Genomic DNA, 25,709 nt, shown 5'->3' with positions numbered 1-25,709 from the left:
AGATCCGTTACGGCAGGACGTTCAGCAGCTCGACGTCGAACGTCAGCGTGGCGTTCGGGCCGATCGGGCCACCCGGGGTGCCCTGCTCGCCATAGGCCAGCTCGCCCGGGATCCAGAAGCGGTACTTGGAACCGGTCGGCATCAGCGAGACACCTTCGGACCAGCCCTTGATCACCTGGTCCAGGCCGAACTCGATCGGCTGGCCACGCTGGTAGCTGCTGTCGAACACGGTGCCGTCGAGCAGCTTGCCTTCGTAGTTCACGCGGACCTTGCTGGTCGGCATCGGGCGTTCGCCCGAACCCGGACGCAGCACCTGGTACTGCAGGCCCGAGGCGGTGGTCACCACGCCCGGCGCAGTCTTGTTCTTGGCCAGGAAGTTGTTGCCTTCCACGCGGTTGGTACCGGCCTGGGCCGCGGACTTGGCGTCCATCTCGGCCTGCTTGCCCTTCATGAAGCCTTCCAGCGTGGCCTTGGCCTGCTCGGCGGTCATCTTCGGGGTGCCGTTGTTGAACGTGGTGCTGACCGCGTCGAACAGCGCATCCAGGTCCAGATCGTCCTTCAGCGGCGCCAGCGACGGGCCCACGGCGAAGCTGCCCAGCATCAGGCCGACCTTCTCGCGGTCCACCTTCGGCGGCGCGGTGCCCGGCGCAACGCCCGGAACCGGCTGGCCGCTCTTGGCCATCACGGCCTGGCGCAGGGCGGCGTCGGTCTTCTGCGCCTCTTCCTGGCTGATCAGCGGCTGCTTACCTTCAAAGGCATTGGTCACACCGCGGCGCAGGGCGGCCAGGTCGATCTCGCTGGAAATCGGGCCGAACGAATTGGCGACATCGATACCGATGGCGTAGCCCAGCTTTTCGCGTTGGGTGTTCAAAGTGGAAGTCTCCTTGACAGCCGCGCGGGCGGCTGGTTGTTGCGACATCGCGGTACCGGTGGCACCCATCGCCAGAATCAGAACCGACGCCGCGGCGCCGCGCATTCCCATCTTCATTCGCTGCATTCCTGGAAGTGACTGGACGCCGACGTCGGCGCGAAAGCAACCATTGTCGCACGCGCGTCCGAGATGTCGATATCGTCAGTGCTTGTTTACCGTGACAGACAGTTCACGTTCGATGGCCGCGACCAGCTTCGGGTCGTCCGGCGTGACCTTGCTCGGGAACTGTGCCACTACCCGGCCGTCGCGGCTGATCAGGTACTTGTGGAAATTCCAGCCGGGCAACACGCCCGTGGCGGTGGCCAGACTCCGATACAGCGGCGTCGCATCCGGCCCGGTGACGACGACCTTCTGGAACATCGGGAACTTCACGCCGTAGGTCAGCGTGCAGAATTCCTGGATCTGGGCCTCGTCACCCGGCTCCTGGCCCTTGAAGTCATTGGACGGGAAACCCAGCACCGAGAACCCCCGCGCGGCGTACTTGCGCTGCAGGGCTTCCAGGCCTTCGTACTGCGGGGTGAAGCCGCACTTGCTGGCGGTGTTGACCACCAGCAGCACCTTGCCGCCGTACTGCCTGGCCAGATTGACCTCGCCCTTGCCGGCCAGCGGGCGGTAGCTCACATCCAGCAGATCGGCCGCCTGGGCCGACACGCCGGCCAGCAGACCGACCGCCAGCATCAGCGCAGACCCCTGCGCCCGGCGCGGAACGCGGTCGCGACGGACGGGCGACATCAAAGACACGTGGTGCATCGCGACACTCCAAAGTGGGGAACAACAAGGGGAAGAACCGCCTGGCGGGGGCGGCCAAGGCTGCGGCGGCACTATATCACCGGCGTTTTTGCCGTCGGACGCCGCGGGTCCATCGGTGTTGCGCGCAGACCACCGAGGCGGTGGAGGCGCCACGGGCGCGGCGCAGGTCCGGCGCATTCAGCGGCTGCTGTGCCGCTTCTGGCGGTGTCCGGCGGCGGCCTGGCATCGGCACGCCACGGTCTGAATGCGCCCCCTGATTGCCATACCATTGACATCAATGAATGCCTGCTGGCAGATATCAGCCTCAGGCATTCCCACATAACCCTTATCATTCAATGAGTTGAGGAATTTCATCTACTGTCATACACCCCCTGCCATCAGTTGGGGCAATCACCCAGTTGATCTTCGGCGTGCCGGTGTTATAGTTGCATACAACACCAGTCACCTAGACAGGGGAAGCCCATGAACCGCATGCGCCACCACCACACCGCCAAAGCCGTCACCGCCGCCTCGGCGTTGCTCCTGCTTGGCTGGTTCGGCATCCCCTCCGGTGACGCTGGCAGCCCTGCCAGCGCCAATGTGTTTGAAGGCCCGCAGGATGCAGGCGTCATCGAGGCAGGGACCGCCGACGGCGCCCCCACGCCCCCCCGCCGGCTGCACAGCTCCCTGTCCATGCCTTACTTCTCATTCGCGCAGTCGCTGAACCCACGGAGCTGACCATGAGCGATATTCAATGGAGCGATGGTGCTCCGATCTACCGCCAGCTGAAGGAGCGCGTGATTGCCATGATGCTTGACGGCATCATCAAGCCGGGCGATGCGCTGCCTTCGGTCCGGCAGGTGGCCGCCGAGTACCAGCTCAACCCCATCACCGTTTCGCGCGCCTACCAGGAACTGGCTGATGAAGGCCTGGTCGAGAAGCGCCGCGGCCTGGGCATGTTCATGACCGAAGAAGCGGCCACGCAGCTGCGCAGCAGCGAGCGCGACCGGTTCCTCAATGAAGAATGGCCGCTGGTGCTGGAGCGCATCCAGCGCCTGGGCCTGAACCTCGACGAATTGCTGCCCCAGGGGAAATCCTCATGAATGCCGTTGCAAGTGATGTCGTCATTTCCGCTCGAGGCCTGCGCAAGGCCTATAAACAGACCGTGGCGCTGGACAACACCAGCTTCACCATCGCCCCCGGCCGCATCACCGGCCTGATCGGCCCGAACGGCGCCGGCAAGACCACCCTGCTCAAGGCGCTGCTCGGCCTGACCTCGGTGGAAGGGGAACTGCGCGTGCTCGGGCTGGACCCCACCACGCAGCGCAACGCGCTGATGAACGATGTGTGCTTCATCGCCGACGTGGCGGTGCTGCCGCGCTGGATGAAGGTGCGCGAGGCGATCGATTTCGTCGCCGGCACCCACCCGCGCTTCGACCGGGCCCGCTGCGAGCGCTTCCTGGCCTCGACCAAACTGCATCCCAAGCAGCGCGTGCGCGAACTGTCCAAGGGCATGATCGTGCAACTGCACCTGGCGCTGGTGATGGCCATCGATGCCAAGGTGCTGGTACTGGACGAGCCGACCCTGGGCCTGGACATCCTGTACCGCAAGGAGTTCTACCAGCGCCTGCTGGAAGACTATTTCGACGAGCAGAAGACGATCATCGTCACCACCCACCAGGTGGAAGAGATCGAGCACATCCTCACCGATGTGATGTTCATCCGCGATGGCCGTATCGTGCTGACCACCGACATGGAGGACATCGGCGAGCGCTACACCGAGCTGCTGGTCTCGGCCGACACCGTGGCCGCCGCACGCGCGCTCAAGCCGATCGACGACCGCGCGCTGCCCTTCGGCAAGACCGTGCTCCTGTTCGACGGGGTGCCACGCGCCCAGCTCACGCCCTTGGGCGAAATCCGCAGCCCGGGGCTGGCGGATCTGTTCGTGGCCATCATGAAGGGAACCTACGCATGAACACCGTCAACCATCCCATCAGCAAGGCCAGCGCGTTCAAGTGGCTGCTCAAGCGTGAGTACTGGGAAAACCGCGGCGGCTTCCTGTATGCGCCGGTGATCGCCGGTGGCATCTCGCTGGTGATGAGCCTGCTCGGCATCGTGTTCGGCCTGGTGGCCATGCACCGTGCGGTCAAGAGCGGCGGCATCCACATCGACAACGAAAGCGTCAACATCAACGGCCTGGACCTGAGCCTGCTGACCAGCAAGCTCGATGCCAAGGATCTGCACGACCTCGCCAACGGCCTGGACCTGACCCTGATCCTGAGCTCGGGCTGGCCGCTGATCGTGCTCGCCTTCGTGGTGTTCTTCTACTGCCTGGGCGCCCTGTACGACGACCGTCGCGACCGCAGCATCCTGTTCTGGAAGTCGCTGCCGCTGTCGGATACGTCCACCGTCCTGTCCAAGGCGCTGAGCGCATTGCTGATCGCCCCGCTCATCGCGGTGATCGCCTCGGCCCTGACCATGCTCGGCTTCCTGGTGATGATCTCGATCGTGGTGATCGCCCATGGCGGTGATCCGATGATGCTGATCTGGGGGCCGGCCAGCCCGCTCACCATCATCGCCGGCCACCTGTCCTGGATCCCGGTCTATCTGCTCTGGGCGTTGCCGACCGTCGGCTGGCTGCTGCTGTGCTCGGCCTGGGCCAAGACCAAGCCGTTCCTGTGGGCGGTGATGCTGCCGCTGTTTGCCGGCATCATCGTCAGCACCACCAAGGTGATGACCCTGTTCGACCTGACCGGTGGCTGGTTCTGGAAGCACATCGTCGGCCGCCTGCTGCTCAGTGCGGTCCCGGCCACCGACCAGTTCTACCGCGGCGAGTCGATGTTCAGCGGCAACGGCAACATGGACAACCTGGTCAACGAACTGGGCCCGAGCCACCAACTGGCCGCCTTCGCCATGCCGGAACTGTGGATTGGTGCCGCCGTCGGCGTGGTGTTCCTGTTCCTGGCCATCCGCCTGCGCCGCCGCGCCGGCGAAATCTGATCCCTGCCCTTCTTCGAGGAGCCACCCATGATCCGCAAGCTCGCCGTTGCTTCCCTGTTGCTGCTGCCGCTGACCGCGCTCGCCAATGAACCGCAGTGCAAGTTCAACGAACCGCGCGACCTCAAGCTCGACCTGGCCGGTGCCAAGGCCGTGGTGTTCGAAGTAAACCAGCACGACCTGGTGCTGCAGGCAGGGCCGGGTGCCGCCCAGCTCGGCGGTCGTGCCTGCGCCTCCAACGCGGACTGGCTGCGCCAGCTGACCGTGACCCAGCAGAAGATCGGCGACAAGCTCGTCGTGCGCCTGCAACGCGAAGGCCGCAGCCTCACCCTGAGCGGCGGCAGCTATGCCTACCTGGACCTGCGCGGCACGGTGCCGGACACGATCCTGGTCCAGATGAAGGTCGGCTCCGGCGACGCCAGCGTCACCGGCGCCCATTCGCTCAGCGCGGATGTCGGCTCCGGTGATATCAAGCTGGTGAACATCAAAGGGCTGGTGACCGCAGCGGTCGGCTCGGGCGATGTCACGCTCGACGGCGCCGGGGCGCTGAACGTGCTGTCGGTCGGCTCGGGCGACTTCAAGGCCCGCAACGTCCGCGGCGATGCCAGGGTCGGCACGATCGGCTCGGGCGACTTCGAGCTGGACACGGTAGGTGGCAACGTCGAGATCGGCGTGGTCGGCTCCGGTGACACCGATGTGCGCCAGGCCAAGGGCAACGTGCGGGTCGGCACCGTGGGCTCCGGCGATACCGAGGTGCGCGATATCGGCGGCAGCGTCACGGTGGACCGCCACGGCTCAGGCGACGTCACCGCCCGTGATGTCGGTGGCGACCTGCGCGTGGCCAACAGCGGCAGCGGCGATATCCGCCACAGCAATGTACGCGGCCGGGTTGAACTGCCGCGCGGCAAGTAAGCCCTTCATCTCACAACGGATACGCATCATGACGACTCGACTGCTGCTGCCTGCCCTGCTGTTGTGCCTACCCATCGCCGCCTGTACCGCTCCCGACAGTGGCAAAGGCAAAGCCCCCGCCGACCAGAGCGCCGCCGCCCCGGCCACCAGCGCGCTGGATACCGACAGCATCGGCAAGACCGTGCAGGAAGCCACCGACAAGGCGCGCAGGGAAATCGCCCAGGGCAACATCTCCATCTCCAACGGCAAATCGCCGAAGGCCGAGATCAGCCCCCAGGGCGACCTGCTCATCGATGGCAAAGCGGTGCCCGTGGACGCCCACCAGCGTGCCCTGTTGCAGGACTACCGCAAGCAGGTCGAATCGCTGGCCAGTGCCGGCATGGAGATCGGCGTGGCCGGTGCCAATCTGGGTGTGAAGGCGGCCGGTGAGGCGATCAAGGGCATGTTCTCCGGCGACACCCAGGGCATCGAAGCACGGGTGAACGAGGAGGCCAGGAAGATCGAAGGCCAGGCCCAGAAGCTGTGCAGCCTGCTGCCCGGCATGATGGCCAGACAGCAGGCGCTGGCGGCCGCGCTGCCGGCCTTCCAGCCCTACGCGACCATGGACCAGAGCGACATCGACGATTGCGGCAAGTAAACCGGCCCTGCCTGCGACGATGCGTCGCAGGCAGGCCCTTCCCGGCGTCGGAGGACTACAATCCGGGTTCCCGCCGCATGCGTTGCCTGCTCATGAAGAAGCTGAGTCTGTTGCTGTTCGCCCTGTTCTGCCTGGTCGCCACCGGTTGCGATCAGGAGTACCGCAATCACCGCGCCGAGCGCAGCAAGCCGAAGATCACCGTCAGCGACGGCATGGTCACCGTGCGCCGCGCACCCGCACCCAACATCATCATCCTGCCCAACGGGCACATGAAGATCGATGAGATCGAGATCCCGCTCAATGACGAGCAGCAGGCGATGCTGCAGGGCATGTTCGGCCAGCTGCAGGTGCTGCGCCAGAACACCTTGACCGACGCCCCACCGGACCCGGCCAAGCGTTCGGTGAAGATCCAGGTGCCGGACGGCATGCAGCCGATCCCGCCGGACCTGATCACGAAAATTCCGGAATTCAAGGATTACACCGAGACCTTCGGCAATCTGCAGGCCGATCGCCACTGAGGTTGTGCGCCCCCCCGGCAGTAACCGGCAGGCCCCAGGGCAGATGTCCCCCGCCCGCCGGGCGGCGACGGCCTGCTCCTTGATGTTGCCCTGGGGCCCGCCGGCCGCTACGGGGCTCACCACAAAAAAACGGGCCGTTCGGCCCGTTTTCCGTTTCAGGTGGTGCGAGCGGTCAACCGCCCCCACCACCTCCGGCGTGGATGCCACCGGCGGTCAGCGCGGCCGGATCGAGCAGCTTGCGCAGTTCTGCTTCGGACAGACCACTGTCTTCCTTGGCCACCTCCAGCACCGGGCGCTGTTCCTTGTAGGCACGCTTGGCGATCGCAGCGGCCTTCTCATAGCCGATGATCGGGTTCAACGCGGTCACCAGGATCGGGTTGCGATCCAGTGCCTCGCGGACGCGATCCTCGCGCACCTTCAACCCGGCGATCGCGGTATCGGCGAGCAGGCGGGTGATGCTGGCCAGCAGATTGATGCCATCCAGCAGGTTCGCGGCGATCAACGGCAGCGTCACGTTCAACTGGAAGTTGCCGGTCTGGCCGGCCACGGTGATCGCGGTGTGGTGGCCGATCACCTGCGCGCACACCATCACGGTGGCTTCGGGAATCACCGGGTTGACCTTGCCCGGCATGATCGAGCTGCCCGGCTGCAGCGCCGGCAGTTCGATCTCGCCCAGGCCGGCCAGCGGACCGGCATTCATCCAGCGCAGGTCGTTGGCGATCTTGATCAGTGCCACCGCCAACGCGTTGAGCTGGCCGGACAGTTCAACCGCATCGTCCTGCGCGGCCAGCCCTTCGAACTTGTTCTCGGCACTGTCGAACTTGATGCCGGTCTGCTGCTTGAGCTGCTTGGCCACCTGCGCGCCGAAACGCGGGTCGGCATTGATGCCGGTGCCGATCGCGGTGCCGCCCAGCGGCAGCCGACGCAGGCGCTTGAGGCTGTCTTCGATGCGCTCCTGGGCAGAGGACAACTGCGCCGACCACGCACCGAATTCCTGTTCGAAGGTCAGCGGCATCGCATCCATCAGATGGGTGCGGCCGGTCTTGACCACCTTGCGCAGCGCGCGGCCACGCTTGTCGATGGTCTTGCGCAGGTGCACCAGCGAAGGCAGCAGCTGCTCATGCACGCCCAGCAGCGCCGAAACGCGCAGCGCGGTCGGGATCACGTCGTTGGAGCTCTGCCCCTGGTTGACGTGATCATTGGGATGCACCGCGGTCTTGCCCGCCTTGCCGGCACGGTTGGCCAGCGTGGCGATGACCTCGTTGGCATTCATGTTCGAGGAGGTGCCCGAACCGGTCTGGTACACATCGATCGGGAAGTGCGCGTCATGGCGCCCGTCGGCGACTTCGGCAGCCGCCGCTTCGATGGCCTTGCCGATGGTGCGCGGCAGATGGCCCAGCTCGACATTGACGTTCGCGGCGGCACCCTTGACCAGGCCGAGCGCGCGGATGAATCCGCGCGGCATGCGCTGGCCCGACACCGGGAAATTATCGACGGCGCGCTGGGTCTGCGCGCCCCACAACGCATCGGCGGGCACCTGCAACTCGCCCATGCTGTCGTGTTCAATCCTGAAACCCTTGCTCATTGCTTCAACTCCGCACATCTTTCGTGGATGAAAGGGAACCTGCGGCTGGCAACGGGCCTGATTCCCTGGCTGGCGGCTCTGGTCACGATACTCCCAAGCCCCGCAGAAACCCAACCACGCAGTGGATCGGCTAGACTCGGGATTCGTTTACATTCAGACAGACTGCCGCCCCCATGGGTGACGATCCCGACAGTAGTATCGGGCGTGCGAGCGCGCACGCACCGATGACCGCCCTCGCCACCCCGGCGACCGCGGGTGCCGTTCCGCCTCTGGCAGCAGCGCTGCGGGGCCGCGGATGATCGGCAACCTCCTGCTTCTGCTGCTGGCCCTGCTGCTGGTGGTGCTCAACGGCTTCTTCGTGGCCGCCGAGTTCGCGCTGGTCAAGCTGCGCCACACCCAGGCCGTCGGCTTGGCCGAAAACCACGGCTGGCGAGGCCGCCTGCTGCTCAACGTGCACTCGCACCTGGATGCGTACCTCTCAGCCTGCCAGCTGGGCATCACGTTGTCCTCGCTGGGCCTGGGCTGGGTCGGCGAGCCGGCCTTCGCACACCTGCTGCAGCCGTTGTTCGACACCTTGGGGCTGACCCCGGATGCCTCGCGCCTGACGTCGTTCATCATCGCCTTCAGCCTGATTTCGTTCCTGCACATCGTGCTGGGCGAGCTGGCCCCGAAATCGATGGCGATCCGTCGCCCCGAGGCGATGTCGCTGTGGACGGCCGCGCCGCTGTACCTGTTCTACTGGGCGATGTACCCGGCGATCTGGCTGCTCAACAACAGCGCCAACGCGCTGCTGCGCCTGGCCGGCTGGGGCGATGTGGAACACACCTCGCACCGCTACTCGCGCGAGGAACTCAAGCTGATCGTGGGTCGCCAGCAACCGGCCGGCAGTGCGCCGGACCAGGGCCTCACCCTGATGAGCCACGCGCTGGAGCTGCCCGAGCTGGTCGCCGGCGACCTGATGCGCTCGCGCGACCACATGCGCTCGTTCCGCGAGGGCATGCGCCTGGCCGATGTGATGGCCGAGTTCGCCGAGAGCCGCTACAGCCGCTACCCGTGGTTCGACCGCGATGGCGAGGAAGTGCTCGGCATCCTGCACATGAAGGACCTGCTGGTCGAGATCGCCCGCGGCAACCCGACCGATGACCTGCGCCCGCTGCTGCGCTCGGCCAACCTGATCGCGCTGGAAACCCCGGTGCCGCTGGTGCTGGAGCGCTTCCGCACCGGCACCACCCACCTGGCGCTGTGCGTGGAGGAGCACGGCCGCATCCTGGGCTATTTCACCCTGGAAGACCTGCTGGAAGTGGTGGTCGGCGATATCGAGGACGAACATCCGCATATCGTCAAGGACGCCCCCACCCGTGGCGCCGACGGCACCCTGCTGGTGGCCGGCTCGACCTCGATCTTCCGGCTGGAGCGGCTGCTGGGGCATGACCTGAGCGCGCCGGACCACCTCAATTCGGTCGGCGGGCTGATCGTGCACCAGCTGCAGCGGCTGCCGGAGGAAGGCGAGCAGCTGGAGATCAACGGGCACCAGTTCACCATCAAGCGCATGGCCGGGCACCGGATCCAGGCGGTGACGGTGCGCATGGCACAGGCCGAGGACGCCGGGGCAGCGTAGAATGACGGCCCCCGCTGCCACCGATCTGCGCCCTGCCATGTCCGAATTCGCCCTGCTCGCCCTGTCCCCGCTCGATGGCCGCTACGCCGGCAAGGTCGACGCCCTGCGCCCGATCTTCTCCGAATACGGCCTGATCAAGGCCCGCGTGAAGGTGGAAGTGGAATGGCTGCTGGCACTGGCCAATGAGCCGGGCATCGTCGAACTGGCGCCGTTCTCGGCCGCCGCCACCGCGCGCCTGCGCGCGCTGGCCGACGATTTCGCCCCGGCCCATGCCGCACGGGTGAAGGAGATCGAGCGCACCACCAACCACGACGTCAAGGCCGTGGAGTACTTCATCAAGGAGCAGCTCACCGCCGATGCGGAACTGGGCCCCGCGCTGGAGTTCGTGCATTTCGCCTGCACCAGCGAAGACATCAACAACCTCAGCTACGGGCTCATGCTCGAGCAGGCCCGCCGCGAGGTGCTGCTGCCCTCGCTGGACAACATCGCCGGCGTGCTGCGCGCTCTCGCCCACGCCCAGGCCGCCCAGCCGATGCTCTCGCGCACCCATGGCCAGACCGCCTCGCCGACCACCCTGGGCAAGGAAGTGGCCAACGTCGTGGCCCGCCTGGAGCGCCAGCGCCGCCAGATCGCCGCGGTGGAACTGACCGGCAAGATCAACGGCGCGGTGGGCAACTACAACGCCCATGTGATCGCCTACCCGGACGTGGACTGGCCGGCCTTCGCCCAGCGCTTCGTGGAAAGCCTCGGCCTGGTGTTCAACCCGTACACCACCCAGATCGAACCGCACGACAACGTCGCCGAAATCGGCGATGCCGCGCGCCGCGCCAACATCATCCTGATCGACCTGGCCCGCGACGTCTGGGGCTACATCTCGCTGGGCTACTTCAAGCAGAAGCTCAAGGAAGGCGAAGTCGGTTCCTCGACCATGCCGCACAAGGTCAACCCGATCGATTTCGAAAACGCCGAAGGCAACTTCGGCATCGCCAACGCCCTGTTCGAGCATTTCAGCGCCAAGCTGCCGATCAGCCGCTGGCAGCGCGACCTGACCGACTCCACCGTGCTGCGCGCGGTCGGCACCGCCTTCGGCCATACCCAGGTCGCCCTGGACTCGCTGGCCAAGGGCCTGGGCAAGCTGACCGTCAATCCGGAACGCCTGGACGCCGACCTGGACGCCGCGTGGGAAGTACTGGCCGAAGCCGTGCAGACCGTCATGCGCCGCCACGGCCTGCCCAACCCCTACGAACAGCTCAAGGCGCTCACCCGCGGCCAGGGCATCACCACCGAATCGATGCAGGCCTTCGTTGAATCCCTGGACCTGCCGGCCGACGCCAAGCAGAGCCTGCGCGCCCTGACCCCGGGCGGCTACATCGGCCTGGCAGCGGACCTGGCCAAGGCGATCTGAAGGCATGGGCGCGGCACCACCGCGCCCCGAATTCCCGTCTACACGCTGCAAGGACCTCCCCCATGGCCGCACGCAAGATCAAAACCCCCGTCATCGAGATCCAGGCCCGTCCCGGCCTGCCGCTGGGCATGCCCGCCGCCACCTTCCTGCGCGACTACTGGCAGAAGCGCCCGCTGCTCATCCGCGCCGCCTTCCCGGATTTTGACACCCCGGTGCAGCCCGAAGACCTCGCCGGCCTGGCGTGTGAAGAAGGCGCGCTCTCGCGCCTGATCACCCACGACCGCGCCACCGACGGCTGGAGCGTGCGCACCGGCCCGTTCCAGGAAGAAGAGTTCCCCGGCATGCCCGACCACGACTGGACCCTGCTGGCCCAGGACGTGGACAAGTGGGACGCCGACGTACGCGCCCTGATCCGCCACTTCGATTTCCTGCCGCGCTGGCGCATGGACGACGTGATGATCAGCTTCGCCGCCACCGGCGGCTCGGTCGGCGCCCATGTGGACCAGTACGACGTCTTCCTGCTGCAGGCCCACGGCCACCGCCGCTGGCAGATCGACGCCAGCGAATCGATCAAGGGCAAGCGCCCGCCGCTGGATTTCCGCGACGACGTCGAGCTCAAGCTGCTGCGCCGCTTCAAGCCGACCCACGACTGGGTGCTGGCCCCGGGCGACATGCTGTACCTGCCGCCGAACGTACCGCACAACGGCGTCGCCGAAGACCCCTGCCTGACGTTCTCCTTCGGCATGCGCGCCCCGGCCTCGGCCGAGCTGATCAGCGATTACCTCGATACCCTGATCGAGGGCGCCGACGAGTCCATCCGCTACCAGGATCCGGACCTGAAGGTGCCGCAGGACCCGAACGAGATCGACGTGGTCTCGATGAACCGCGTGGTCGAAGCGCTCAATGCCATCCGCATGAACGATCCGGACAAGCTCGGTGACTGGTTCGGCCGCTTCATCACCACCTACCGCGCCGCCGGGGACGTGATGGCGCACGGCGAACCGCTGCCGCGCGAAGAGATCGAAGCTGCCCTCGGTGCCGGCGTGGAACTGCATCGCCATCCCTGGGCCCGCCTGGCCTGGCGCCGTGCCAAGCGTGGCGCCAGCCTGTACTGCAGCGGCCTGGACTTCGCCCTGCCGGTCAAGGATGCGCAGGTGCTGGCCGGCGCCGAGCAGATCGGCGCAGCGCTGTACCAGAAGCTCTCGGCCAAGGGCCGTGATGCCGTACAGGCGCTGGTCGCCGGCGGCTTCTACCAGCTGGTGGAAGACACCGGCCTGGAGGACGAAGACGACTACGTTGCCGAGTACGACATCGTCGACGGCACCGAGGCGGTCGACGTGGTCGATGACGAGGCCGTCGAGGCCGACGTGCACGAAGTGACCATCCATGACGACGGTATCGAAGTGATCGTCGATTTCGACGACAGCGACGAGACCGACGGCAAGGACGAGCCCCAGCGCGGCTGATCGCCCCCGCCATGACCGGCCCCGGCTTCCACGTTGATGTGGTCGACTACCCGGCGCAGCACACTGCGCTGCACCGGGTCCGGTTCACCGTGTTCGTCGACGAACAGCAGGTCCCTGCCGAACTGGAGATCGACCCGCTCGATCCCCTGAGCGTGCATGTCCTGGCCCGTGACGCCGCCGGCACCCCGATCGGGGCCGGTCGGCTCACCCCGGACGGCCGGATCGGCCGCATGGCCGTGCTGGCCGCCTGGCGTGGCAAAGGCGTCGGCGACGCCCTGCTGCTGGCGCTGCTCGACCAGGCCCGCGCGCGCGGCTGGCGCGAGGTCGGCCTGCACGCCCAGCTGCCAGCCCGTGTGTTCTATACCCGGCAGGGCTTTCTGCCGGAAGGCGAGATCTTCGAAGAGGCCGGCATCGCCCACCAGCACATGCGGCTGGCCCTGTCCAGTGCGGTCGCGATCGAGCGCGCCGAAGAGGCCGTGGCGATCACCACGGCGCTGATCCACCGCGCCCGCCGCCAGCTCTGGATCCACAGCCGCCAGCTCGACCCCGGCCTGCTCGATGCCGCGCCGGTGCTGGAGGCGCTGCGCCGCTTCGCCACCGCCCGTCACGACAAACAGGCCGTGCTGATCGTCCATGACAGTGCCGCCATCGGCCGGTCGGGTTCCCCGCTGCTGGGCCTGATCCAGCGCTTGCCCAGCGACTTCCGCCTGCGCGAAGTGAGCGATCCGATCGACCGCGCGACGGCATCGGCCTGCCTGCTCAATGATGCGGGGGACTACTACTTTCGTCTGAGCGGCCACCGCTTCGATGGCGAGGCCGGGTTGTCCCAACCGGCACGTTCACGACCGTTGCAGGAAGGTTTGCAGCGCGTATGGGAACGTTCGCGTGATTGCAGCGAACTGCGCGCGCTCGGCCTGTAGCCCACCCCGCCGTCCCGAACCTGTCTGGGAATGACACCGCGGTTCCCGCACCGGACCGTACGGTGCCCCTTCCTGTCGCGTTGGGGGTACAATTTGGGGCGTTAGATACCGCCCGCGCAGGCTATTCACTTTTCCCTGCCGGATCATCGAAGCCTTACCCCACAAGCGAATCCGACTCTCCATCGTGGACAATCAACTGAAGCAGTTTGCGCAATCTTCGCAGCTCGCCGGCGGCAACGCCTCCTATATCGAGGATCTGTACGAGCAGTACCTCGTTTCTCCGGACAGTGTCGATCCCAAATGGAAGACCTACTTCGACGGCTTCCAGGGCCGCGAAGCCGGTGATATTCCGCATTCGGCCGTCATCGCCCACATTGCCGACGCCGCCAGGAACGCCATCAAGAGCGGCACCGCCGATGGCGCCGGTGACGAGCGCGAGCGCAATGTCGGTCGCCTGATCACCGCCTATCGTTCGCGCGGCCACCTCGGTGCCCGCCTGGACCCGCTGAGCCTGACCGCGCCGACCAATCCGCCGGATCTGGGCCTGCCGTTCCACAGCCTGTCGGAAAGCGACCTGGGCAGTGAGTTCAGCACCGGCGGTGTGGCCGGCCAGCCGCGCATGAAACTGCGTGACCTGCTGGAGCGCCTGAAGAAGACCTACACCGGCTCGATCGGTGCGGAATTCATGCACATCTCCGAGGTCGAGCAGCGCCAGTGGCTGTACCAGCGCCTGGAAATGGCCGGTGGCAACTACAACCTGGACGCCGATACCCAGCGCCGCACCCTGGAGCGCCTGACGGCTGCCGAGGGTCTGGAGCGCTACCTGCACACCAAGTACGTGGGCCAGAAGCGTTTCTCGCTGGAAGGCGGCGATTCGCTGATCCCGATGATGGACACCATCATCCGTGACGCCGGCAAGGATGGCGTCAAGGACGTAGTGATCGGCATGGCCCACCGCGGCCGCCTGAACGTGCTGGTCAATACCCTCGGCAAGAGCCCGCGCAAGCTGTTCGACGAGTTCGAAGGCAAGTTCGAGCATGACGACCACGCCTCCGCCGGCGACGTGAAGTACCACATGGGCTTCTCGGCCGACGTCGCCACCGCCGGTGGTGCCGTCCACCTGGCGCTGGCGTTCAACCCGTCGCACCTGGAAATCGCCGACCCGGTCGTGGCCGGCAGCGTCCGTTCGCGCCAGGAACGCCGGGGCGACACCGCACGCAAGCAGGTGATGCCGATCCTGATCCACGGTGACGCGGCCTTCGCCGGCCAGGGCGTGGTGATGGAACTGTTCCAGATGTCCCAGGCCCGCGGCTTCGCCGTCGGTGGCACGGTGCACATCGTGGTCAACAACCAGGTCGGTTTCACCACCTCCAACCCGGAAGATTCGCGCTCCACGCTGTACTGCACCGACGTGGCCAAGATGATCGCCGCGCCCGTGCTGCACGTGAACGGCGACGATCCGGAAGCGGTCGTGTTCGCCGCCAAGCTGGCCTTCGAGTTCCGCCAGAAGTTCAGCAAGGACGTGGTCATCGACCTGATGTGCTACCGCCGCTGGGGCCACAACGAAGCCGATGAACCGGCGATCACCCAGCCGCTGATGTACCAGGTCATCCGCAAGCACCAGACGACCCGCGAGCTGTACGCCGCGACGCTGGAAGCGGCCGGCGTGATCGAAGCCGGTGGCGGCAAGGCGCTGGTTGATGCCTACCGCAACAAGCTCGATGCCGGCGAAGTCACCACCGAGCTGGCCCAGGTCGAGAAGACCCCGGCGACCAGCAAGATGTACGTCGACTGGCCCAGGCTGCTCAACGGCAAGCTGTCCGATGCCGTCTCCACCGCCGTGGGCATGGAGAAGGTCAAGCAGCTGGCGCAGATGATCAACACCGTGCCGGAAGGCGTGGAACTGCACTCGCGCGTCGCCAAGGTCTATGACGACCGCCGCAAGATGGCCGCCGGCGAGATCCCGGGCGACTGGGGCTTCGCCGAGAACCTGGCCTACGCCACCATCCTCGACGAAGGCAACAACCTGCGCCTGGTCGGCCAGGACGTCGGCCGCGGTACCTTCACGCACCGCCACGCGATCCTGCACGACCAGAAGACCGACAACTACTACCTGCCGCTGCGTCAGCTGGTCGAGTCGCCGGAACAGGCCACCATCATCGATTCGCTGCTCAGCGAAGAAGCGGTGATGGCCTATGAGTACGGCTTCTCCACCACCGATCCGAACACCCTGTGCATCTGGGAAGGCCAGTTCGGCGACTTCGCCAACGGCGCCCAGGTCGTGATCGATCAGTTCATCGCTGCCGGCGAAGCCAAGTGGGGCCGCATCACCGGCCTGACCCTGCTGCTGCCGCACGGTTACGAAGGCCAGGGCCCGGAGCACAGCTCCGCACGCCTGGAGCGTTTCCTGCAGCTGTGCGCGCTGGAGAACATGCTGGTGTGCGTGCCGTCGACCCCGGCGCAGGCGTACCACATGCTGCGTCGCCAGATGCGCATGACCACCCGCAAGCCGCTGATCGTGATGTCGCCGAAGTCGCTGCTGCGCCACAAGCTGGCCGTGTCGACCCTGGACGAACTGGCCAACGGCGAGTTCCAGCACCTGATCGGCGACGCCAACGCAGACGCCAAGAAGGTCAAGCGCGTGGTGCTGTGCTCGGGCAAGGTCTATTACGACCTGCTGGAAGACCAGACCAAGCGTGGCCAGGACGATGTCGCCATCATCCGCGTCGAGCAGCTGTATCCGTTCCCGCGCGTGGCGCTGGCAGCTGAGCTGAAGAAGTACGGCAAGGCGGCCGATGTGGTGTGGTGTCAGGAAGAACCGCAGAACCAGGGTGCCTGGTACCAGATCCGCCACCACCTGCAGGCCTGCCTGGCCGATGGCCAGAGCATCCATTACGCAGGTCGCGCCCGTTCGGCATCGCCGGCCGCTGGACACATGGCGGACCACATCATCGAACAGCAGAAGCTGATCGCCGATGCCCTGGTCAACCCGTTCAACGACTCGGTCGCTGAATAACTCTCCCCCTCATTCTAGAAAAGACAAACCAGGAAGCTCCCGCATGGCCACCGAAGTCAAAGCCCCGGTACTCCCCGAATCCGTCGCCGACGGCACCATCGCCACCTGGCACAAGAAGGTCGGCGATGCCGTCAAGCGCGATGAAAACCTGCTTGATCTGGAAACCGACAAGGTCGTCCTGGAAGTGCCGTCGCCGGTCGATGGCGTGCTGAAGGAGATCAAGTTCGAGGTGGGCGCCACCGTGACCTCCAGCCAGATCGTGGCCATCATCGAAGAAGGCGCCGTGGCCGATGCTCCGGCACCGGCTGCTGAAGAGAAGAAGGCCGAGGCCGCACCGGCCAAGGCGGCTGCACCGGCGGCCGCTGCCGCGCCGGCCCCGGCCGCCAAGTCCGCTGCCGATTCGCTGCCCCCGGGCGCCCGTTTCACCGCCATCACCGAAGGCGTGAACCCGGCCGACGTGGACGGCACCGGCCGCCGCGGCGCGGTGACCAAGGAAGACATCGTCAACTTCGCCCGCAACGGCGGCGCCGGCAAGTCCGGTGGCGCACGTCCGGAAGAACGCGTGCCGATGACCCGCATCCGCAAGCGCATCGCCGAGCGCCTGATGCAGTCCAAGAACGGCACCGCGATGCTGACCACCTTCAACGAGGTCGACCTGTCCAAGGTCTCGGCCGCGCGCAAGGATCTGCAGGACGAGTTCGTCAAGGCGCACGGCATCAAGCTGGGCTTCATGAGCTTCTTCGTGAAGGCCGCCGCCAACGCGCTGCAGCGCTTCCCGCTGGTCAATGCCTCGATCGATGGTGACGACATCATCTATCACGGCTACTCAGACATCTCGATCGCCGTGTCGACCGAGAAGGGCCTGGTGACCCCGGTGCTGCGCAACGTCGAGCGCATGTCCTTCGCGGACATCGAAAAGACCATCGCCGACTACGCCAAGAAGGCCCGCGACGGCAAGCTGAGCCTGGAAGAACTGCAGGGCGGCACCTTCACCGTGACCAACGGCGGCACCTTCGGCTCGCTGCTCTCGACCCCGATCATCAACCCGCCGCAGAGCGCCATCCTGGGCATGCATGCCATCAAGGAGCGTCCGATCGCCCAGAACGGCCAGGTCGTGATCGCGCCGATGATGTACCTGGCGCTGTCCTACGATCACCGCATCATCGACGGCAAGGACTCGGTCCAGTTCCTGGTGGACATCAAGAACCAGCTGGAAAACCCGGGCCGCATGCTGTTCGGCCTGTAAGACCTCCCGCCCCTCCGCGCCCGCGCGGAGGGGTTCTGGTTTTACGGCACTGCACCGCACTGCCCTGCTCTCTCCCCCGGCGCCTGCGCGCCACCGGCTTCAAGCGAAGCTCGGGAATGCAACAAGGAACTATCAATGGCTGAACAATTCGACGTCGTCGTCATCGGTGCCGGTCCGGCCGGCTACCATGCCGCCATCCGCGCCGCGCAGCTGGGTCTGAAGACCGCCTGCATCGACGCTGCGCTGGGCAAGGACGGCAAGCCGGCCCTGGGCGGCACCTGCCTGCGCGTGGGCTGCATTCCGTCCAAGGCGCTGCTGGATTCCTCGCGCCAGTTCTGGAACATGGGCCACATCTTTGGCGACCACGGCATCAGCTTCAAGGACGCCAAGATGGACGTCGAGGCGATGGTTGGCCGCAAGGACAAGATCGTCAAGCAGTTCACCGGCGGCATCGCCATGCTGTTCAAGGCGAACAAGGTCACCGCGTACTACGGTTTCGGTGAGCTGCAGCCGGGCAACATCGTCAAGGTCAAGCAGCACGACGGTTCGGAAGTCGAGCTGAAGGGCACCAACGTCATCATCGCCGCCGGTTCGGATTCGATCGAACTGCCATTCGCCAAGTTCGATGGCGAAACCATCGTCGACAACGTCGGCGGCCTGGACTTCACTGAAGTCCCCGCCCGCCTGGCCGTGATCGGCGCCGGCGTGATCGGCCTGGAACTGGGCAGCGTGTGGAAGCGCCTGGGTTCGGAAGTGACCATCCTGGAAGCGCTGCCGGACTTCCTGGCCGCGGCCGATGCCGAAGTGGCCAAGACCGCCTTGAAGGAATTCAAGAAGCAGGGCCTGGACATCCGCCTGGGCGCCAAGGTCTCCAAGGCCGACGTGACCGGCAAGGGCAAGAAGAAGGAAGTCGCCCTGACCTACACCGATGGTGAAGGCGAGAAGAGCCTGATCGTGGACAAGCTGCTGGTGGCCGTTGGCCGTCGCGCCGCCACCAAGGGCCTGCTGGCCGAAGGCACCGGGGTCAAGATCAACGAGCGCGGCCAGATCGAAGTGGACGCGCACTGCCACACCGGCGTCGCTGGCGTGTGGGCGGTGGGTGACTGCGTGCGCGGCCCGATGCTGGCGCACAAGGGCTTCGAGGAAGGCATCGCCGTGGCCGAGCTGATCGCGGGCCTGCCGGGCCACGTCAACTTCGACACCATCCCGTGGGTCATCTACACCGAGCCGGAGCTGGCCTGGGTCGGCAAGACCGAGCAGCAGCTCAAGGACGAAGGCATCCCGTACAAGGCCGGCAGCTTCCCGTTCGCCGCCAACGGCCGCGCCGTGGCGATGATCGAGCCGGCGGGCTTCGTGAAGGTCCTGGCGCATGCCGAGACCGACCGCATCCTGGGCATGCACCTGGTCGGCGCGAACGTCTCCGAGCTGGTGCACGAAGGCGTGCTGACCATGGAGTTCAGTGGTTCGGCCGACGATCTGGCGCGGATCTGCCACGCCCACCCGTCGCTGTCGGAAGTAGTACATGACGCCGCGATGGCCGTGAGCAAGCGCGCGATCCACAAGGCCAACTGAGCCCTGTTGGTGGCGTAACGAAAAACCCCGCTTCGGCGGGGTTTTTTTGTGCGTGCTTGCCCGGTGGCAACCACAGCCGGCGGGCGCGTCGACCCTCTCTGGTGGTCCGGGTCGCTGGCGGGCGCGTCGACCCTCTGGTAGTGCCGGCGCGGATTTTTTTCAGCAACACTGCAAGCCCAGCCAGGTCTGCGACAGATCCCGCGCTTGGGTCCTGCCGGCGGACCCAAGCGTACAGCATTCCCGAATCGCCCCACATCGCCTCGTCGTCCGAATCCAGCTGCAGCAGCAGCGTCCAGTCGGCCACACCGGCCGCCAGCGCAGCGGCGCGGGGATCGACATATCCGCTCGGGTCGCCGCAATACAGGCCATGGCTGACCAGCTGCGCTTCCAGTGCCATGTCGCCCTGCACGTTATGCGACCAGCCGCCCAGGCCGTGCCGCTCGCCCGGCGTCGGAGAGCCCAGGTCGGCGATATCCTCCACCAGCGCGTAGTAACCCTCCTCGGCCGCGTCGTCCCAGCCCAGTCCGGCGTCACGCAGCGCCTGCGCCACGTCCTCGCCCTTGGACGAGAACGGATGCGGCAGGCTCCAGGCCTGATGGAACGCCAACGCGGACGGTGCCAACGCGGCCTCCGCATCCGGTGCAGGCAGGCGCTGCAACCCGTCCGCGTCGAACAGGCGGATGCCATGCCCACTGCGATCGACCGGGTCATAGCCCCGCGGTTGTGTGTCGGTGTCGTAGAAGAACGACAGCACGCCCTGTGCGGGCAGATCCAGCCCGCACTGCAGACCCTGCACGTCGGCCAGGTTGATCTGCAGCAGGAAGTCCAGCGCCCTGCCCTTGTGGGTAGGCCATGCAAAGCCGGCGGGCACATCCGGCCCGCCGCCGATCCGTGAGGCGCCGATCGGTGCATCCACCTCCGCCCGGCGGCTGAACCCCACGCGGGGCCGCAGCCACGGCAGCAGCACGCCGGCATGCGCACCGAACCCATGCGATGCGCAGAGCGCGGTGAATTCCTGTTGGGTCAGCGTCATGACCACCTCCCTGTCTGAAAGAAGACAGCAGTCTAGGCGCAGCACCGACAAACCCGGTAGAGCCGACCGTTGGTCGGCTCCACGCACTGCCCACGAGCCGACCACCGGCCACGCCAACCGACATCACGTGCGCGTGGGGATCTTCTCCGGCACCGCCGCAGCCGGCGCCTTCGGCGCGTCCTCGCAGACCCGATGCTGCGCGACCACCTCGCCCACTTTCCATTCCTTCACCACCCGGCAGTGTTGCTTCGGCGCATCTTTGCCAGCCGCAGGCTCGGCACCCAGCTGACCAGGATGCTGCCGTTCCACCCACGCCTTGGGCGGTTCGGCGGCGAACGCAGGCGCCGCCAACCACAGCGCGACCAGTCCAGCGCACAGTCGGCTCATGCCGCCACCGGTCCGCCGCCCAGCAGCCGTGCCGGCAGCATGAACAGCGCGCGCAGGAAGGCGAACACGGCCGAGAAGGTGATGCCGACCAGGCGGAACGGCAGGCTCAGCAGCCACACGAATGGCCAGGCGACCAACGCCAGGATCGCCAGCGGCCAGCACAGCACGAACAGCAGGCACCACACGCCCAGCGCGAACAGCGTCTTCATCGTCGGTCTCCACCGGCACCGGGCGGCAATGCCCGCAGGCTCACGGTGCCGTTGCACCGCCCGCGCGGCAAGCGGGATGCGACGAATGCCGACCTCGGCCGACGAAACCGGGCATACGCCGATGAGTAACCGCCGCGGCGGTGGGGCCGGGCGTTGGCCGGCTGAACCGCAGGATCGCTGGCTGCAGGAGCAGCCGACCAACGGTCGGCTCTATCCCGGGGCCAAGCGCCGGTAGCACACGACCGTCGGTCGTGTGCCCCAGATCATTCGAACGAACCCACCGAGTCGTGCGACAGATTGTCGAAGCGGGTGTATTCACCGAAGAACTTGAGCTTGCACGAGCCGGTCGGGCCGCCTCGGTGCTTGCCGATGATGATCTCGGCCAGGCCCTTGTCCGGGGAATTTTCCTTGTTGTAGTAGTCGTCGCGGTAGATGAAGACGATCATGTCCGCATCCTGCTCGATAGCGCCGGATTCACGAAGATCGGCCATCACCGGGCGCTTGTCGGTACGCGTTTCCAGCGAGCGGTTGAGCTGGGACAGCGCGATCACCGGCACGTTGAGTTCCTTGGCCAGGCCCTTCAACGAACGCGAGATTTCCGAGATTTCGGTCGCGCGGTTTTCGCTGTTACCCGGCACGCTCATCAGCTGCAGGTAGTCAATCACGATCAGGCCCAGGTCGTGCTCGCGCTTGAGGCGGCGGCACTTGGAGCGCAGGATTTCCGGCGACACGCCCGGCGTATCGTCGATGAAGATCTTGGTTTCCTTCAGCATCCGGATCGCGCCGGTGACGCGGCTCCAGTCCTCGTCTTCCAGCTGGCCGGTACGCAGGCGCTGGGCGTTGATGCGGCCGTTGGAGGAAATCAGGCGCATCGCCAGCTGCGAGGCCGACATTTCCATCGAGAACACCGCCACGCCTTTCTTGGACTTGATCGCGGCGTACTCGGCGATGTTCAGCGCGAAGGTGGTCTTGCCCATGGCCGGACGCGCGGCCAGGATGATCAGGTCGGTCGGCTGCAGGCCGGCGGTCATCGCATCGAAGTCGGCATAGCCGGTCGGCAGGCCGGTGATGTTGCCGCCGTTCTCGAAGCGGATGCGCAGCTCTTCGAAGGCATCCTTCAGCGCGCCGGGCATCGCCACGAAATCGGTGCGGCCGCGCGCGCCCTGCTCGGCGATCGCGAACACGGACTTTTCCGCGGCCGAGAGCAGCTCGCTGCTCTCGCGCCCTTCGGGCTGGAAGCCATCGTTGACGATGTCGGTGCCGACCTGGATCAGCTGGCGCAGCACCGCCTTGTCGCGCACGATCTCCGCATAGGCGGCGATGTTGGCGGCCGACGGCGTGGTGCTGGCCAGTTCGATCAGGTAGGCGCCATCGCCGACCAGCTCCATCTTGCCCTGCGATTCGAACCACTCGCCCAGGGTGACCGCATCGAACGGGCGGTCGCGCTCGGACAGCTCGCGGATCGCGCGGTAGATCATCTGGTGATCGCGGCGGTAGAAGTCGGTTTCGGTCAGCTGGTCGTTGACCCGGTCATAGCTTTCCGGGGCCAGCATCAGCCCGCCCAGCACCGCCTGCTCGGCCTCGATCGAATGCGGCGGCACGCGCAGGGCGTCGATGCGCATCTCATCGCGATCAAAGCGGTCACCGCGGTCTTTGCGGTCGGAACGGAAGCCAGAACGGGCGGACATGGGGGGCGTACTTCCTGCAGTGTGAGGCGTGGGACATGGTAGGCACGCGGGGAGCCCCGCAGCCATGCACAAACCTGTGGATAAACAGTGGATGAGCTGGGGATACCGGCGCCTGCCGGTACGATCGGCCGGGGCCGTCGCATCGCGTGCGACGGACGCCCTTGCGACGTCCGTCCACGCCATTATCGCAGAAGCGCCACCCGCTCGCGGTGGATCAGTGCGTGCCGCCGTGGGTGCCCACCCAGGCGATGAACGTGTCCACGAAGCCCTGCAGGAAGTCCTTGGTGCCTTCGTTGCTGATCGTGCCGTGCTCGTCGATCAGCCCTTCCTTGAAATGCAGGAAGGCCTCGGGCTGGCCCAGCACCGGCATGTCCAGATAGGCCAGGATGTTGCGCAGGTGCTGCTGGGCCAGGGCGGTGCCGATCACCCCGATCGAGGCACCGATCACCGCCGCCGGCTTGCCGGCGAAGGCACTGTCGCCATACGGGCGCGAGCCGAGGTCGATGGCGTTCTTGAGCACGCCCGGCACCGAGCGATTGTATTCCGGGGTGACGAACAGCACCGCATCGGCGTCACGGATCTGCTGCTTCAGGCGCACCCCCTGACTTGGGTAGTCCTTGTCGAAATCCTGGTTGTACAGCGGCAGGTCGCCGATCTCCACGTAGGAGAACTCCGCCTTGCCGGCGGCCAGCTTCTCCAGCGCGCGGGCCAGCACCCTGTTGTGGGAGCCCTTGCGCAGGCTGCCCACCAGTACGGCGATCTTGTATCCGGCCATCACGTCATCTCCGTCGGGGAAAAACCCAGCCTAGGCGGGCCCACCTTCGGCAACGGTGAAGGCGACGTCAGCCACCCATGGTGGCTGACTTCCGCCCAGACATACCCGCACGCGTGGCGCTATGCGCGCGTCACGTCGGCGCGTGCGTTGCGCCAATGCGCCTGCCAGGCCTGGAACATCAGCACGTTCCACAGGTGCGTGTGCCATTTGCGTTCGCCCTGCTTGAACTGCTGCCACAACGGGGCAACCGCCTCGACATTGAACACGCCCTCCTCGGCCAGCCGCGCCGGATCCAGCAGTTCATCGGCCCAGCCACGCAGGTCGCCCTTGAGCCACGCGCTGACCGGGGCACCGAAACCACGCTTCGGGCGGTGCACCATGTCCTGCGGCACGTAGCGGCCAAGCACCCGCTTGAGCAGGTACTTGCTGACGCCATCGCGCTGTTTCATCGCCATCGGCAGCGACCAGGCAAACTCGGCCACCCGCCAGTCCAGCAGCGGCGCGCGGGCTTCCAGGCTGACGGCCATGCTGGTGCGGTCCACTTTGCACAGCAGGTCATCGGGCAGATAGGTGCTGAAATCAGCCAGCATCATCGCGTCGGCCGGCGAGCCGGCCCCGTGCAGCGGATCAGCCAGGTCATAGAAACTCCCGGCCGCCTGCGCGCCACGAACGGCGGCGACCGGGTCGCGCCAGCGGGAGATCCGGTTGCGGTAGACATCGCCGATGCCGCGCGCACCCGACTCGGCCAGCAAGGCCGCCAGCCCGCCGGTGCGCGAGGCTTCGCCCTGGGTGTGCGCGTGGCTGGCCATCCAGCGCCGCAGCGGCGCCGGCACCTTGCCCAGCAAGCGCCAGTTGCGCATCGCCCGCTGGTAGCGGGTGTAACCGAAGAACAGTTCATCGCCACCGTCACCGGACAGCGCCACCGTCACGCCCTGCCGCGCCAGCCTGGCGACCAGGGCGGTGGGCACCTGCGAGGCATCGGCGAAGGGCTCATCGAACATCGCCGGCAGGCTGGGCACCACCGCCAGCGCATCGGCACCGCTGACATACAGCTCGGTGTGATCGCACCCGAGGTGCTGGGCCAGCGCCTTGGCCAGCGGCGCCTCGTCATGGTCCGAACCGGTGAAGCCGATGCTGAAACTGTGCACCGGCTGGCTCGATTGCGCCTGCATCAACGCCGCCACCACCGACGAATCGGTGCCGCCGGAGAGGAACACGCCGACCGGCACATCGGCCACCATGCGCAGCGCCACCGCATCGCGCAGCACGGCATCCAGGCGCTCTTCGGCCTCGGCATCGTTGCCGGTGAACGGCGCGGCCAGTGCCTGCTGCATGCGCTCACGGGCATTCCAGAACGGCTGCTGCAGCTGGTCCGGCCGGTGCGCGGCTGCGCCGGCGGCCACCGCCTCGGCGTCCAGCCGCAGCACGCGGCCGGGCATCAACTTGAAGCAGCGCTCGTGGATGCAGTGCGGCGCGGGGATATAGTCCAGCCGCAGCAGCAGGGTCAGTGCATCGCGGTCGACCTGGTTGTCGAAGGCCGGGTGCTGCCACAGGGCCTTGAGCTCGGAGCCGAACACCAGCGTTTCACCGGCCCAGCCGTAGTACAGCGGTTTCTTGCCGACCCGGTCGCGGGCCAGCCACAGGCAGCGCTCGGCGCGGTCCCACAGCGCGATGGCGAACATGCCGTTGCTGCGCTGCAGGGTTTCCTCGAAGCCCCACTGGGTGACCGCGGCGAGCAGCACTTCAGTGTCCGAATGGCCACGGAAGCCATGCCCGAGTGTTTCCAGTTCGGCGCGCAGCGCGGCGAAGTTGTAGACCTCGCCGTTGTAGGCCAGCACGTAGCGGCCATCGACCGAGGTCATCGGCTGGTGGCCCAGCGGCGACAGATCCAGGATGCTCAGCCGGCGATGTGCCAACGCGATGCCGGCCGGCGCATCGGCCCACACCCCGCTGTCATCCGGGCCGCGGTGCACCAATGCGTCGCCCATGCGCCGCGCCTGTTCTTCCAGTGCCGCCTGCTCCCTTGCCGGAGCGGGCAGCAGCATGCCTGCCAATCCACACATGT

24 protein-coding genes are annotated in these 25,709 nt (G+C 66.5%); 14 read left to right on the top strand and 10 right to left on the bottom strand.

The window, feature by feature from the left end; translation table 11 throughout:
* Positions 1–7: 7 nt before the first annotated feature.
* From AC07WC_RS13600 to AC07WC_RS13590, 3 genes are all read right to left on the bottom strand, one after another.
* Complete coding sequence (locus AC07WC_RS13600) at positions 8–988, bottom strand: FKBP-type peptidyl-prolyl cis-trans isomerase (RefSeq protein ID WP_495210461.1); 981 nt, start codon at positions 986–988, stop codon at positions 8–10.
* Between the two features lie 84 nt (positions 989–1,072).
* Entirely contained in the window at positions 1,073–1,609 is a 537-nt protein-coding gene (locus AC07WC_RS13595) for a glutathione peroxidase (protein ID WP_495210527.1), read from the bottom strand.
* A 249-nt stretch (positions 1,610–1,858) separates the two neighbouring features.
* Complete coding sequence (locus AC07WC_RS13590) at positions 1,859–2,035, bottom strand: hypothetical protein (protein WP_495210460.1); 177 nt, start codon at positions 2,033–2,035, stop codon at positions 1,859–1,861.
* A gap of 108 nt (positions 2,036–2,143) precedes the next feature.
* On the opposite strand from AC07WC_RS13590, the gene AC07WC_RS13585 reads away from it, so the two are divergent.
* The 7 genes from AC07WC_RS13585 to AC07WC_RS13555 all read left to right on the top strand — a co-directional run bounded on the left by AC07WC_RS13585 (position 2,144) and on the right by AC07WC_RS13555 (position 6,724).
* The gene (locus tag AC07WC_RS13585) at positions 2,144–2,398 is read left to right on the top strand and encodes a hypothetical protein (RefSeq protein WP_495210459.1); all 255 of its coding nucleotides are present in this window, start codon (positions 2,144–2,146) and stop codon (positions 2,396–2,398) included.
* A 2-nt stretch (positions 2,399–2,400) separates the two neighbouring features.
* Positions 2,401–2,763 (top strand): GntR family transcriptional regulator, encoded by a 363-nt coding sequence (locus AC07WC_RS13580; protein ID WP_019185943.1) that lies wholly within the window; start codon positions 2,401–2,403, stop codon positions 2,761–2,763.
* The gene (locus AC07WC_RS13575) at positions 2,760–3,635 is read left to right on the top strand and encodes an ABC transporter ATP-binding protein (protein WP_495210458.1); all 876 of its coding nucleotides are present in this window, start codon (positions 2,760–2,762) and stop codon (positions 3,633–3,635) included. The genes AC07WC_RS13580 and AC07WC_RS13575 overlap by 4 nt, the downstream gene beginning before the upstream one ends.
* Complete coding sequence (locus AC07WC_RS13570) at positions 3,632–4,660, top strand: hypothetical protein (protein ID WP_293982207.1); 1,029 nt, start codon at positions 3,632–3,634, stop codon at positions 4,658–4,660. Before AC07WC_RS13575 ends, AC07WC_RS13570 begins: the two co-directional genes overlap by 4 nt.
* Positions 4,661–4,687: 27 nt before the next feature.
* Positions 4,688–5,569, top strand: coding sequence for a DUF4097 family beta strand repeat-containing protein (locus tag AC07WC_RS13565; RefSeq protein WP_495210457.1), 882 nt, complete (start codon positions 4,688–4,690; stop codon positions 5,567–5,569).
* Positions 5,570–5,597: 28 nt separating this feature from the next.
* Positions 5,598–6,206, top strand: coding sequence for a DUF2884 family protein (locus AC07WC_RS13560; protein WP_495210456.1), 609 nt, complete (start codon positions 5,598–5,600; stop codon positions 6,204–6,206).
* 92 nt (positions 6,207–6,298) lie between these two features.
* Complete coding sequence (locus AC07WC_RS13555; RefSeq protein WP_088434658.1) at positions 6,299–6,724, top strand: hypothetical protein; 426 nt, start codon at positions 6,299–6,301, stop codon at positions 6,722–6,724.
* A 172-nt stretch (positions 6,725–6,896) separates the two neighbouring features.
* Here the strand turns inward: AC07WC_RS13555 and AC07WC_RS13550 are convergent, their stop codons facing one another.
* The gene (locus tag AC07WC_RS13550; RefSeq protein ID WP_495210455.1) at positions 6,897–8,309 is read right to left on the bottom strand and encodes a class II fumarate hydratase; all 1,413 of its coding nucleotides are present in this window, start codon (positions 8,307–8,309) and stop codon (positions 6,897–6,899) included.
* Between the two features lie 295 nt (positions 8,310–8,604).
* Here AC07WC_RS13550 and AC07WC_RS13545 point away from each other — a divergent pair, with 295 nt between their 5' ends.
* From AC07WC_RS13545 to lpdA, 7 genes are all read left to right on the top strand, one after another.
* Positions 8,605–9,927 (top strand): hemolysin family protein, encoded by a 1,323-nt coding sequence (locus tag AC07WC_RS13545; RefSeq protein WP_495210454.1) that lies wholly within the window; start codon positions 8,605–8,607, stop codon positions 9,925–9,927.
* A 37-nt stretch (positions 9,928–9,964) separates the two neighbouring features.
* On the top strand, positions 9,965–11,332 hold the full coding sequence (gene purB, locus AC07WC_RS13540) for an adenylosuccinate lyase (protein ID WP_026070207.1): 1,368 nt from the start codon (positions 9,965–9,967) through the stop codon (positions 11,330–11,332).
* A 62-nt stretch (positions 11,333–11,394) separates the two neighbouring features.
* On the top strand, positions 11,395–12,798 hold the full coding sequence (locus AC07WC_RS13535; protein ID WP_495210453.1) for a ribosomal protein uL16 3-hydroxylase: 1,404 nt from the start codon (positions 11,395–11,397) through the stop codon (positions 12,796–12,798).
* An 11-nt stretch (positions 12,799–12,809) separates the two neighbouring features.
* Positions 12,810–13,718 carry a GNAT family N-acetyltransferase gene (locus AC07WC_RS13530; RefSeq protein WP_495210452.1) on the top strand — a complete coding sequence of 303 codons (909 nt, stop codon included), beginning with the start codon at positions 12,810–12,812 and terminating at the stop codon, positions 13,716–13,718.
* A gap of 184 nt (positions 13,719–13,902) precedes the next feature.
* Entirely contained in the window at positions 13,903–16,734 is a 2,832-nt protein-coding gene (locus AC07WC_RS13525) for a 2-oxoglutarate dehydrogenase E1 component (protein ID WP_495210451.1), read from the top strand.
* Positions 16,735–16,777: 43 nt separating this feature from the next.
* A complete protein-coding gene (gene sucB, locus AC07WC_RS13520; protein WP_088434664.1) occupies positions 16,778–17,980 on the top strand; it encodes a dihydrolipoyllysine-residue succinyltransferase in 1,203 nt (400 codons plus the stop codon).
* A gap of 135 nt (positions 17,981–18,115) precedes the next feature.
* A complete protein-coding gene (gene lpdA, locus AC07WC_RS13515; protein ID WP_495210450.1) occupies positions 18,116–19,552 on the top strand; it encodes a dihydrolipoyl dehydrogenase in 1,437 nt (478 codons plus the stop codon).
* Here lpdA and AC07WC_RS13510 read toward each other — a convergent pair.
* The 6 genes from AC07WC_RS13510 to asnB all read right to left on the bottom strand — a co-directional run bounded on the left by AC07WC_RS13510 (position 19,437) and on the right by asnB (position 25,707).
* Positions 19,437–20,585: a YwqG family protein gene (locus AC07WC_RS13510; RefSeq protein WP_495210449.1), complete on the bottom strand. Its 1,149-nt coding sequence runs from the start codon at positions 20,583–20,585 to the stop codon at positions 19,437–19,439. The two genes, lpdA and AC07WC_RS13510, sit on opposite strands and share 116 nt — an antisense overlap.
* 123 nt (positions 20,586–20,708) lie before the next feature.
* On the bottom strand, positions 20,709–20,972 hold the full coding sequence (locus AC07WC_RS13505) for a hypothetical protein (RefSeq protein WP_495210448.1): 264 nt from the start codon (positions 20,970–20,972) through the stop codon (positions 20,709–20,711).
* Positions 20,969–21,181 carry a hypothetical protein gene (locus AC07WC_RS13500; RefSeq protein ID WP_128097259.1) on the bottom strand — a complete coding sequence of 71 codons (213 nt, stop codon included), beginning with the start codon at positions 21,179–21,181 and terminating at the stop codon, positions 20,969–20,971. The genes AC07WC_RS13505 and AC07WC_RS13500 overlap by 4 nt, the downstream gene beginning before the upstream one ends.
* A 263-nt stretch (positions 21,182–21,444) precedes the next feature.
* Positions 21,445–22,869 carry a replicative DNA helicase gene (locus AC07WC_RS13495; RefSeq protein WP_019185928.1) on the bottom strand — a complete coding sequence of 475 codons (1,425 nt, stop codon included), beginning with the start codon at positions 22,867–22,869 and terminating at the stop codon, positions 21,445–21,447.
* A 214-nt stretch (positions 22,870–23,083) separates the two neighbouring features.
* Positions 23,084–23,644, bottom strand: a complete 561-nt coding sequence (locus AC07WC_RS13490) for an NADPH-dependent FMN reductase (protein WP_495210447.1) — start codon at positions 23,642–23,644, stop codon at positions 23,084–23,086.
* Positions 23,645–23,763: 119 nt separating this feature from the next.
* On the bottom strand, positions 23,764–25,707 hold the full coding sequence (gene asnB, locus AC07WC_RS13485; protein WP_495210446.1) for an asparagine synthase (glutamine-hydrolyzing): 1,944 nt from the start codon (positions 25,705–25,707) through the stop codon (positions 23,764–23,766).
* Positions 25,708–25,709 lie beyond the last annotated feature (2 nt).

The organism is Stenotrophomonas sp. GW821-FHT01H02A, assembly GCF_059422145.1.
This window is presented reverse-complemented; position numbering and strand designations above follow the sequence as displayed.